The sequence below is a fragment of the Chroococcidiopsis sp. [FACHB-1243] genome (assembly GCF_014696895.1).
Lineage (GTDB): Bacteria > Cyanobacteriota > Cyanobacteriia > Cyanobacteriales > Chroococcidiopsidaceae > Chroococcidiopsis.
On sequence record NZ_JACJQX010000037.1, the window covers coordinates 61,756 to 72,907 of the forward strand.

Genomic DNA, 11,152 nt, shown 5'->3' on the forward strand with positions numbered 1-11,152 from the left:
GGGTAGTTTGTGTAAGTTATCATAGGCTCCACTGGATAACCATTCGCTATGTAAAGCTTCAGTAAAGCCTATTTACATCTCCGTAGCATAGAGCTAAGATAGTCACATAAAGAGGCACAGATCCCCGCAGAAACACATAGAGCCTCTAAGGACTTCCCACAATGCAATACAGAGAGTTACAAGCAGCCTTAAAAACCTTGCGTAATGCTGGTTATGACGTTCAGGTTAAACTAAATACCAGCTACGAGATCCTACAAGCTGAATATGATAGACTGACAGCGATCGCTATTGAGTCAGCCCCACAGATGACCGCAGACGAGTTTAACACTTGGGTTGGACTGCCTACAGACAACGTTGCGATCGCTAACCAAGGGGGGAATAACCCCGCAACTAAACAACCACAAAAACGGCTAGAAGTCTTAGCTAGTCAAGACTTAACCCCGCAACATACGCTAGCCCGAAGCAAAGCCGATCCAGAGCCTAGAGAGTGTATTTGGTTAAATATAGGTAACATACGACAGAATGAGGGTTCTACAGAGCAACCAAACAGCGAAGTCTTTACAGATCAAGGTTTTCGGTTTATTCAAGCAAATACGAGATCTTGTATTGCCATAAACCTAAGTTCTTATTATGCCAAACAGCCCTATGAAAGGCTAGAAGCCGCTCAAGATAAAGACTTTTGTATTATGGCTAAGCCTAGAGTCAATATCCATAAACAGCCCTCAGAAGTCCTAGAAACTACTCAGGGAGAGTCTTTAGCAATACCCATCAGTCCCAAACTAGAGCCTAGACTCAACTCAGTCAACCAACGGCAGAATAAGGGATACAGCGACCAGCAAAACAGCGAAGACCTTACAAGACAAGCCTTTGAGTCTATTCGGTTAAAGTCTAGTTATTGGATCGACAGATCAGCTTTAGGGCAGAAACTAGAGGCTACCCAAGTGCAAGCCTTACGTAATGCCGAAGATGGCGTTAGGTGGCTCAAGAAATGGGCTAGTAACCTCCAAGCCTTTGCTGAAGGCTTTGCCGAAGGTGGGCAAGTCAAACAGCTATCGCGATCGCCTCAAGTCATAGCCTTAGACCGCTACCGATACCCGCAGGCAGCCTGATAATAACTTAAGCCCTATTTAGGGCTTTACTTAGGTTATTTATGGACGGCTTAGTGTTGTACGTACAACACACCCTTACCTCATGGATATCAAAGTACAGTTAGAAGGCTATCTTCAATACTGGACAGCAGGTAGAGAGATAATGAATGTCCAAGTAACTCTAGGGCAGAACGATAGATCCTCTAACTGTACCGTAGTATTAGCCGATCCCACGGGTAGTATTGCCTCTGACATAGTGAAGCATACATTAACAAATGGTGGTATCCAGGCTTTACCTGGTGATAGCATTGATAGTAGCAGCAATAGTACTAGTACCAACTCTAGCCCTACCCCAGCATCTACCGCACGATCCGAGCTAACACCATTCAGGAAAGCCTTTCTCGACACCATAGCCTACTCCGAAGGAACCTTTAACGGCGTAGATGGTGGCTACAAAGTCCTAGTCGGTGGTGGTAGTTTTAATGGTTATGGCGATCATCCTAGAATAAGCGTCTACATAGCATCTATAGGTAAATACTCCACAGCCGCAGGTAGATATCAAGTTTTAGACTTTGTTTATGACGAGGAAAAGAGAAAGCTAAAGTTAACAGACTTTGGTAAAACATCCCAGGACAAGATCGCTATTAGTCGGATCGCCTTTAGAGGTGGCTTAGGTTACGTCGATAGCAATAACTTTGAAGCAGCCGTTAGCGCATGTCGCAAAGAATGGGCTAGCTTTCCTAGTGCTGGCTACGGACAAGGCGAAAACACTATGGCTAAGCTGAAGAAGTTCTACATGGAACAGCTAAAGAAATATGGCGTAGCAACCACTAACAGTCAACAAAAACAGGAGCCAGCCAAGATACAACCTGCTACTGCAAGCGATCGCTCCCAGACAACCACAGAGACTTACAAAGGTAATAAGCTAACTGTTTCCATTGGTAGCTATAGTTTTGAGTTCTTCCATACTGGAACCCATACCAACCAAGACGGTAGAACCACGTTGTCAGGTCAAGGTATCCGCTGGGTTTTGAACCGGAGAAAGCGTAATAATACCTATCAACAACTCAAGCTATCTGAGTTAGCCGCAAAGATAGCTAAGGCTCATAAAGTCAAGCTAGACTATCAGGCTACTGTTGACCTAACCTATGACCATATAGACCAAACAGGTATTAGTGACTACCAACTACTACTCAGGGAATGCAAACAAGCTGGCTTAGTGGTATCAGAAACAAATGGTACTTTGACGATCAAAGCCTTAGCTAACATCCAAGATACTACTTTGATACTACAACCAGGAGTCAACCTGATAACCTGGGAAGTCAAAGACGAAGCTGTGGATGAGTCTAAGTCAGACCAAGCCAGCACTAAACTACAAAATGAATACAAAGTCAGACTTAACCCTATTACAGGTCAGTTTGAATACGATAAGCCTGATATTGACTCAGTTAGAGACAAGTCTACTACTGGTAAGCCTTCAGCCCAGCCGACAGGAACTCTACAACCAGGACAAGAAGCAGTAGCTTCCCAAGGGCGATCGCAAATCAAGCGAGTTAAAGGCTTACCATCTACCTTTGTAGTGCCTCTAACTGAGCAGATGCTAGCTTTAGAACCGATGCAAGCTATTAGAACTAAGGGACTACCACCTATCTTTAGTCGGATCTGGATGGTAGATAGTGTGAGTCATGATGTGGCTGAGGGTAAGACTAAGGTTAGTTGTTATAGCCCGATCGAGGTATTAGATCTAAGCGGTATTCAAGGTAATAACCCTACTACAACCTCAGTACCCGCCACAGGTACACCTAACTTTATCTTCCCGTGTCAAGGCTACCCTGTAACTGACATCAGAAGGCAAAGAACATCTACTAGGTTCCATCATGGGACTGATATAGGTTGTCCTATCGGTGTGCCTATCGTAGCCTCTACCGATGGTGTTGTAACTGTAGCTGGCACTCAGAACGGTTATGGTCTAGTCGTCTACCTCAAGCATCCCAGTGGATGGTCTACAAGGTATGCACATCTTAGCCAACTCCAGGTTCAAGTAGGTCAACAAGTTAAGCAAGGACAGACTATCGCCTTATCGGGTAACACTGGTATCGGCACAGGCGCACATCTACATTTTGAGATCCGTAAGCCTGATGGTAATAGTGCCGATCCTAGTGAAACTAACTTAGGTGCTTTACGTAAAGGGCAAATGTTGTAATAGCGAAGTTCCAGCTAGCTCTGGGGCTTCACTAGGACTAACTACATGGACGGCTTAGGGTTGTACGGACACAGCCCTAAGTAATGGTAAAACCGATAGTTAACACTCGCTTTGAGTTTAGATGCTCAGAGACATTCATCCACCAGCTAGACTACCTGGCTATTCGCTACACCAACGGTAAGCGATCGCAGCTTATTCGAGACTGTGTTGAGCAACTCTATAGTGACACTCTAGCTACCTCGGCTATCACCTCTGAGACAACTAAAGGGGTGCAAGATGGTTAGGGGTAACAATATCCGTGGTAACGGGCTAAGAGGTAAGTTTAACCCTGGTAAACATCCTAGAGGCTACCGTGGTAGGTTTATTGAAACACTAGATGCACCTAAGCCAGCCAGAAAGCAGCTAGGTAAAGCCAGAATAGCCCAGACTGAGACTGGTAGTAGAAAGATATCTTTAGGTAATACCACCCGTGAACAGAAACTAGCACTACTGAAGAAGTTCTTAGATGCCGAACGGTTAGCCAAGAAACAAGCTAGACAGGAAAAGCTACAGCAGTTACTACAAGCCAGAGTAGCTCAGTCTGAGAATGGTAACAGAAAACTAGTCGGTAACAAACCAGCGTTAGCAAAGCTTAACGAAGTTATCCCCAAACCTGAGCAAACCAAGGGTAAGACACTAGCTGAAGCAAAGCTAGCATTGAAAGCGGCTAAAGAGGCTGAGAAGAAAGCTAAGGCTGAGGCTAGGGAGGCTGAAAAGCAACGTAAGCAGGCAGAAGCAGCTAAACAGGACGTAGTAGCCAGAAAGAAAGTAGCTGACTTACTTAAGAAGCTGAATAAAGTAGAAGCTACAGAAGAAGTCCCATCATATAGGCTGAACTCCAAGGGTCAACCTAAAACCCCTCGAAAGGATACTTTACGCTATCCAGTATCCCAAACTAAGGTAGAGTTTAGCGATCGCGGTGTCGATATCTGGAAGGGACAACTAGAGTTAGGTAAACATACAGGTAGCTGGAAAGTCCACAAACAACCAGGGTTTGACTATGGCGTGGAACACCAGGGGCAGCAGGTTAGCATTAACAAACATCAGACATGGGTGGAGTTTGAACGAGAACGGGTAAGGGGTATTCCTGATGAAAAGCAGCACTACCGTCAGCTAAACGATGAGCAGTTGCTAAGAACTATGGCTACCTATGCCATGTATGTAGAGAACCATGTAAAACGTTCTATTGATGCCCCTGCTACGTCTTGGGTGGCTTCAAGGCATGGCACTATACCCGATCGGCTGAGGCGTAATAAGGATGGTAAGCTAATACCTTACGGTAGTATGGATATTCACCACCATATTCAATGGGCTAAGGTTAGGTTTGATACCATTACAGCAAGATACAAGGCTGGCGATATTGACCTAGAGACAGCTAAACAAGAAATGGGTCAGCTAGTCGAGAAAGTGACTGTTACCGACAAGAACGGCAAGCCTAAAGAAGTTTGGCAAATAAGGATACCCGATCAACCTGAAGACCGTGAGTTAGTGCTGCTACCTGAAGGTGGACATAACGTGGTTAACCGGACTATGTATGACCTTCTACATCCAATGGGTATTCACCCTGAGACAGGAAAACTAGCTACATTCGGTGTTCCTGATGCTGGTGAGTGGGGTAGGGATACCTGGTTTAACAGGTGGAATAAGCGGTTTTGGGCTGAACACTATCGAAGGGAAGTTTACCAGATCCGTAATGAAGTTAACCGTAGGGTGAAAGCTGGTGAACTAACCCCAGAACAAGCTGAGGTACATTGGAAAGCTGGTGTACAGTCTACACAAAACTGGCACGATAAGACCAAAGTGGATAATAGCCTGGTTGAGGCTAGAAAGAAAGCTATCTATACGGACTTCTTAGGCGATCGTAAAGGTTTGAAGAAATAGGGACACTTAAAGACTGGTGAAGTACAATGGTAGTATATAAGGATGGTGGTAACATGCCTGAGTTAGAAGACGCTTCAAAACAAGTCATCCTTAGCGGTAAGACTTACGAGATCTATGACGTGATGGACATCACCTGGGATGGTGCAGTAGATGATGTTAACTCATTCTTTGAAGCTGACACTTTTACTGTCACGACTGACGACTTAGAAGACCATGAGGTTAACCGTAGCGATCTGGACTATCAGACAGAGTTACTACTGAATGAATGGGTGCAGACCTTGTAGCTTATAGTTAACCCTAATGTAGCTACAGCTATAACCTAATATCCAATAGCTAAACCCCAGACCGATGTAAGGTAACTGGGGTTTATTGTTGGCTGTGGCGATCGCTATTGTTGGATGACTGGATAGCTAGCTGGTTCCACCTGTTCTATCTCTATCCTTATATAATGACTGACACACCTGGAACCGAATGACTGGGACTAATGCCTGGTCACTGATAACCAATAACCAATAACCGATACCTACACACACACAGGTTGATGGTATCACCTGGTATCAGCCTGGGTTAAACACTAGCTTGACCTACAAACCCTGATAGTGACTCGATCTTCCTAGACGCTTCTAGGATCTCTACACCTACCACGTTACCGTCTGCATCGTAGTCTAGGATGACCCCTGGTTCTACCTCATCACTGTCTGAGATCGCTATATCGCTCCAACGGATAGCCAGAGCGTCTGTTTCTTTATCGTAATGCCCTTTCATGCTTCCCTCCAGTACTTACCGATCTTATTGGTAACATATACAGTCTTGACCGTGACAGGGTTAGTGCTGTCGTCCACACAGACTCTTAGTAGGAAAGTTGTACCACTTCTACCTGTAAACTTAGACTGGTAGATGACCCCTTTGGTGGTATCAGGTACTACCTGACCTGGTGATACCATCACGGACTGTATGAGATCTAAAGAAATACCCCTGGCTGCTATCTGTCTCTGGGCATGACGTGAAAGTTTATAGTTCATAGCATAATGTACGATCGCTATATTTTGTTAGTTACTGGGTGGGATAAGGCTATCAGCCCAACCTTGGTTTAACTATCTCAAAAATATTCGCTTGTATTGCTTGAGACTAACCAGAATGGCGTTAGCTAGCTCTTGAATGCTGATAGTATCTCTGGGTTTAGTCCGTAAGATATCCTCTAAATAGCCAATAAGCTGACTATTAGCCCAGTCGATCTTTTGTAACTCAGCTCGGTTAAGTGCAGCTATTCTAATGAAGTCTTCTGTTTGCTCACCTTTGAATAAGGCTAAGTTGTTGAGTAGGTCATACTCGGCTTCGGTCAGGTGTAGCACTATGTTGCGATCTCTAGGGGTTAGCTGTAAGTTTCTACTAGGTACTTGTGGTGACATGACTGCATGGTGTGAGTAGTTGGTGGTCAGTAGTAGTAAGCGATCGCTTGTAGTAGCTAGTAGGTCTAGCGATCGCTTTCAATAGCTAGGGGTTAGTCAAAGGCAGACGGCGTGTTGTACCGATCTTGGTATGTAAGGAAAGGTTAGCTATGGTCTGCAATAGCTCATCTATAACGCTCTGGCATCTGTCAGCACCCATGTCAACCTTAAGTAGATATAGCTCACCTGCTAGCTGCACTAGCTCTTTACGTAGTTTGGTTGCTAGCTTCTTGCTGGCAGTTCTGGGATCTTTCAAGGCATCTATCTGGTAGCTCAGGCAAACTACTTTACCATTTAGCTCGATCAAACGTGCTTCGGGGGAGTTGGGGTAGATCATGATACAATAGCCTTAAGTATTTTTGTTTAACTGGGGCGGTCGAGGTGTTGTGATCTCACCGCCCTTTCTATATCTATGAGTATGACTTAAGCTACCTTATTTGTCCATACAAAAAAGCTGTCTTTAGAGTAACTTTATGTGTAGGTGAAGAGAGTGTAAGCTGAACTAGTGGTGTCTATTTTGTATGGACATCCGATACTACCTTTGGCTACACTTAGAGGTATATGAATAGGCGTTACATTATGTTTAACGAGTCAAACAGAGATCATAAGTTCACATTACGAATGACCCCTGAAGAATATGAGGTCATCAAGATCGCGGCTCAGTCCGCTGGTTTGACTGTAGCTAAATATATTAGGCAAGCTACATATGAGAAGATCAAGCAAACTCAGCCAGAGTTAGTAACCCAGCAATAACCGCGATCGTAAATATAGATACCGGAAGACCACTCTAAGCTTAGACCTGGGGTGAGTTATTAGTGCGTATACCCGATACAGAGAGTAACGGATAAGCTTGGTCACATTAACCTAAACCAAGCTAGACCACAACAACATTTTCAGCGATCGCACGGATAGCACTAGTACAGCGATCGGGATATAACTAAGGATACCAAGGCTACCAGAGAATACCGCAGAAGATACCCGTGAAGTAGGCTAAAGACAGCCAGAGAGTTAGGGTCAAGTAGGTAAGGTAGTCCAAGGGTAATAACTATATCTAGGCTGCGATCAGCCTAGACAGTTCAAGTATTTCACAAGGTAATAGACAGCACTAAAGCTACACACTTGAAACAACCGTCAAGTGTTAAACCTTTCATGCTGACGAAAGACAGTTTAATGATGTCCCCCACATAGACACCAAGACATCACCTATGGCATCCATGCACCGTAACCAAGCTAAGTTTCCTCTGTTGCTTCCCCTAGACCTAATGGAAGCAGTGCAGAAAGAAGCCCAACACTCAGACCGTTCTGTTAGTGCCGTTATTCGCGTGGCATTAAGACATTACTTTGCCACTACTAGTAAATAGCCCTGACAAGTGTTCTAGCAGTTATTAGAGCCATATTGGGTAAGCATTACACACACACACCATTGACACCACACGGTATCACATAGAAGCAACTAAAGGATAACCTGAAATGACCAAGTATATTGCACCTCGGAAGAGTATTCAACTGACAGTTAGCATTGCTGGCGATAGCTTTCTGCTCGAAGATGGTTGCTGGGGTTCTAGCATAACTGCGGTGGGTGAGACTGTAGGTATGTCCTCTAAGTCTATCGGAAGTTTACTCAACAAAAATAACCCCAAAGCCTTAGCCTGTAAAGCTTTTCTATGCGAAGATGTCGCCGTAGAAGGCTCTAATAAACCAGTCACCCTGGTAAAGTCCCCAGGTATACCGCTTATATGGCTGATGGTGTCAGAGTCCACCCGTATAGCCCCAGCCAAGCGCGATCGTGCGGTATCCTTACTAGCTGCATTCACTGCTGATAAGCTTGAGGACATTCACAGCAATGCATGGGAAAAAGACAGATCGGCTAAAGAGTCTCTAGAGTATCGTACTGAAACTCAACGGCACATTGAAACAGCACTAGGACTGTATCGTATCTGGGTGGAGTGCTTTGAGTCTAAGAGATCGGCTATTTTACCTGCGGCATGGTCAGGTAAACCGATCGGTAAAAAGCAACCTGGTATCATCCTGACAGAGGATATGTGGAAGACACTATCCTGGTACGGTAAACCCTATGAAGTCAATGTACCAGGTAAAGCGGATACAGAATACATGACCTATGAGCAAGCCAAAGCTCATGGACTGCTTGACCAGCCCGTATTTGGTATCCCCTATTGCCATCTAAAAGAAGCTCTAAAGTATTCGCTACAACAACTGTCTTTGGAAGATCGGGTAAAGACTATCCCCAAGAAATACTGGAGTCATGGGCTGTTAGAGCGACTATTTCAAGATGCTGAAGGTTTTGATAAAGCTCAAGTCGTAGCTGAGAAAAGAGCAGCTAAGTTAGCACTCCTAGACATCGCAGAGGATGAAGTGCTGGCTTTAGAGCATGAAGAAGGGCAACCACTACCAGCCAAGAAAAAGCATCAGCTAGTGATGAAAGAGCTAAGGCGTTTAGAGGCTGAGCAGGCAGTAGAAGAGGAAAGAGTAAAGAGACTAAGAGAAGACTATGGGGTTAGTAGTGAGTATGAGGAGCTATCTAACTACACGCTTGGACGATGGCAACCACCTGTAGATCACTCCATTAAGACTCCTGGAGTGAAACTCTCAGCAGAACAACTAGCTCAGTATTTTAAGAAACAGGAAATACTAAGACCCGAAAGCTGGTTTCTAAACGTCCCTAACGGAAATATCATCGGAGTCATGCATGACATCAATAACTGGACTTGGAAGCCTGTAGATGAGTCTCATGCCTATTGGGTATTAACTACAGACATTTCTGAACTGTGGTGGATCGTCCAGAAAGACTAAACTAGTCAGATGGTATCTAGTAGTAGATACCATCTAGTCTGTGTGTGTGGGTATCCCTCAAAGTATTTTAGTAAACCCTATGGCAACTGAGACAGTAAACATGACTCTGCGACTACCTCCAGAGTTAGCAGCTTATCTTCATGTAGTTAGTCAGAAGACTGGCAGAAGTAGGCATCAAGTCATCATAGATGCATTAGCTCAGCAGTATAGCTCTGATACTACTAACACTGCCACTAGCAACCCTGAAGCTACGGAAGGGCATAGTAATATTGACTACATCATAGCTACGCTAAAGTCCTTTAGCGTTCGCTTAGATCGGCTAGAAGGTGTAAAAGATGCCAAGCATGATGGTAAACCCCTAGAACTACCTGAGTTTTATATAGGGCAAGAGATCACGGGTCAACATTCCAAGCTGTATCAGCTACTACTAAGTAACTGTACGGCTAAACAGAAGCTTACTCCTAAAGTTAAGGGTTGGAGGCGAAAACCTACCACATTTGCCCTGTTTAAAGACTTAGGTTTACTTTGTATCGTTAACCGTTCAAGAAACGGTAAGGCTAAGTTTGAGGTATGTCAAAAGTTTGACCTTGACACAGACATTTATATTAGCGCAGAAGGTGAGTTTCTAACGGAGGAACTAGACTGGCTGGAAGCTGAAGACAGCAACCCTAGCAACCATCAAGACATTTCTGAGCAGGATCATAATGATGTAGTGGTATCAGAATACCTAAGTAAACCCACTGTTAGAGCCACACCATATCAGCTAAATGCAGTAGGTACAAAGCTTTATGTAGATGAGCTGAAGCTACATTTAGATGCTATTGGTAGCACTCACCCTGAGTCTCTAACGAATATGTCTAGCCAACTAATAAAGGAGGGAGAAGTATCAGAGTTACTTGATACTGACTGGCTCCTGTATTGGCTACCGTTAGACTACAGCGATCGCCGTACTTGGATATTAAGTAAGAAGTCTACCTATGGTATCTGATACCACCTCAGTATGTGTGTGTGTGTAATAAGCCAACAGTTGACTAACCCATGCTAGTAGGATGCATCACTACTCACCCCTCACCACCCAGATAGCACTACTACCGTTATCATGACCGTAGTTCAGGACTACAGCCCCGTCATCGTAGGCTGTCAGTCTAGCATAAAGACTACCAAGCCAGACCTGATCACTACCTATTTGGCGATCCTTCATTGTGCCCTGGTAGCTAAACGGTACGGTTACTACTGACTGTTCAGTCATCAGCAAGTCTACCGCTTGCCTAACTATGTCACTAATAGCTAACCCTGTGCGATCGCTTTGAGCCTGTAGCCAGTCATAGGTATCTTGGGTAAACCTGATAGCAGCTTGTTTGTCTAGTTTCATATAGCCTGGGAATGCTACCACTAGCTTGTCAACCATTGGTTTACATGACTAAGATAGCTACTAGTTAAGACCTCAGCTAAGTCTAAATACTTACTGGGGTTATTTTATGGATAGCCACTGGGATATTTAAGCTAGTGGGACTTTGTAGAAAAGTAAGAAAAAATAGAGATACAATACAGTCACCGAGGTAGTTTTACGTCAGTCTCAACAGGAGCAGCGTAAATGAAAGATCAAGTAAGTGCAGCGATGCCAGCATGTTTTGATAACTGGTGTCGTCGGTTCGACGATATATTTTCTCGCCAAAAGCAGA

General features: G+C 44.4%; 13 protein-coding genes. 9 read left to right on the forward strand and 4 right to left on the reverse strand.

The window, feature by feature from the left end:
* Positions 1 to 161: 161 nt before the first annotated feature.
* The 5 genes from H6G17_RS24230 (at position 162) to H6G17_RS24250 (ending at position 5,495) form a co-directional block, all read left to right on the forward strand.
* Positions 162 to 1,109, forward strand: coding sequence for a hypothetical protein (locus H6G17_RS24230; protein ID WP_192161148.1), 948 nt, complete (start codon positions 162 to 164; stop codon positions 1,107 to 1,109).
* Between the two features lie 82 nt (positions 1,110 to 1,191).
* Positions 1,192 to 3,291, forward strand: a complete 2,100-nt coding sequence (locus H6G17_RS24235) for a peptidoglycan DD-metalloendopeptidase family protein (protein WP_192161149.1) — start codon at positions 1,192 to 1,194, stop codon at positions 3,289 to 3,291.
* A gap of 83 nt (positions 3,292 to 3,374) precedes the next feature.
* Positions 3,375 to 3,575, forward strand: coding sequence for a hypothetical protein (locus H6G17_RS24240; protein WP_192161150.1), 201 nt, complete (start codon positions 3,375 to 3,377; stop codon positions 3,573 to 3,575).
* Positions 3,568 to 5,211: a hypothetical protein gene (locus tag H6G17_RS24245; protein ID WP_192161151.1), complete on the forward strand. Its 1,644-nt coding sequence runs from the start codon at positions 3,568 to 3,570 to the stop codon at positions 5,209 to 5,211. The genes H6G17_RS24240 and H6G17_RS24245 overlap by 8 nt, the downstream gene beginning before the upstream one ends.
* Before the next feature lie 26 nt (positions 5,212 to 5,237).
* The gene (locus H6G17_RS24250) at positions 5,238 to 5,495 is read left to right on the forward strand and encodes a hypothetical protein (RefSeq protein WP_192161152.1); all 258 of its coding nucleotides are present in this window, start codon (positions 5,238 to 5,240) and stop codon (positions 5,493 to 5,495) included.
* Between the two features lie 283 nt (positions 5,496 to 5,778).
* Here the strand turns inward: H6G17_RS24250 and H6G17_RS24255 are convergent, their stop codons facing one another.
* The 3 genes from H6G17_RS24255 to H6G17_RS24270 all read right to left on the reverse strand — a co-directional run bounded on the left by H6G17_RS24255 (position 5,779) and on the right by H6G17_RS24270 (position 6,996).
* Positions 5,779 to 5,976 carry a DUF2283 domain-containing protein gene (locus H6G17_RS24255; protein WP_192161153.1) on the reverse strand — a complete coding sequence of 66 codons (198 nt, stop codon included), beginning with the start codon at positions 5,974 to 5,976 and terminating at the stop codon, positions 5,779 to 5,781.
* Positions 5,977 to 6,305: 329 nt separating this feature from the next.
* Entirely contained in the window at positions 6,306 to 6,620 is a 315-nt protein-coding gene (locus H6G17_RS24265; protein ID WP_192161155.1) for a hypothetical protein, read from the reverse strand.
* An 85-nt stretch (positions 6,621 to 6,705) separates the two neighbouring features.
* Positions 6,706 to 6,996, reverse strand: coding sequence for a hypothetical protein (locus H6G17_RS24270; protein WP_192161156.1), 291 nt, complete (start codon positions 6,994 to 6,996; stop codon positions 6,706 to 6,708).
* A gap of 284 nt (positions 6,997 to 7,280) precedes the next feature.
* Here H6G17_RS24270 and H6G17_RS34250 point away from each other — a divergent pair, with 284 nt between their 5' ends.
* The 4 genes from H6G17_RS34250 to H6G17_RS24285 all read left to right on the forward strand — a co-directional run bounded on the left by H6G17_RS34250 (position 7,281) and on the right by H6G17_RS24285 (position 10,458).
* Positions 7,281 to 7,412, forward strand: coding sequence for a hypothetical protein (locus H6G17_RS34250; RefSeq protein WP_277876076.1), 132 nt, complete (start codon positions 7,281 to 7,283; stop codon positions 7,410 to 7,412).
* A 452-nt stretch (positions 7,413 to 7,864) separates the two neighbouring features.
* The gene (locus H6G17_RS24275) at positions 7,865 to 8,020 is read left to right on the forward strand and encodes a ribbon-helix-helix domain-containing protein (protein WP_192161157.1); all 156 of its coding nucleotides are present in this window, start codon (positions 7,865 to 7,867) and stop codon (positions 8,018 to 8,020) included.
* A gap of 109 nt (positions 8,021 to 8,129) precedes the next feature.
* Positions 8,130 to 9,470, forward strand: coding sequence for a hypothetical protein (locus tag H6G17_RS24280; protein ID WP_192161158.1), 1,341 nt, complete (start codon positions 8,130 to 8,132; stop codon positions 9,468 to 9,470).
* A 100-nt stretch (positions 9,471 to 9,570) separates the two neighbouring features.
* Complete coding sequence (locus tag H6G17_RS24285) at positions 9,571 to 10,458, forward strand: CopG family transcriptional regulator (protein ID WP_192161159.1); 888 nt, start codon at positions 9,571 to 9,573, stop codon at positions 10,456 to 10,458.
* A gap of 69 nt (positions 10,459 to 10,527) precedes the next feature.
* On the opposite strand, the gene H6G17_RS24290 is transcribed toward H6G17_RS24285, so the two are convergent.
* Positions 10,528 to 10,878 carry a hypothetical protein gene (locus H6G17_RS24290; protein ID WP_192161160.1) on the reverse strand — a complete coding sequence of 117 codons (351 nt, stop codon included), beginning with the start codon at positions 10,876 to 10,878 and terminating at the stop codon, positions 10,528 to 10,530.
* Positions 10,879 to 11,152 lie beyond the last annotated feature (274 nt).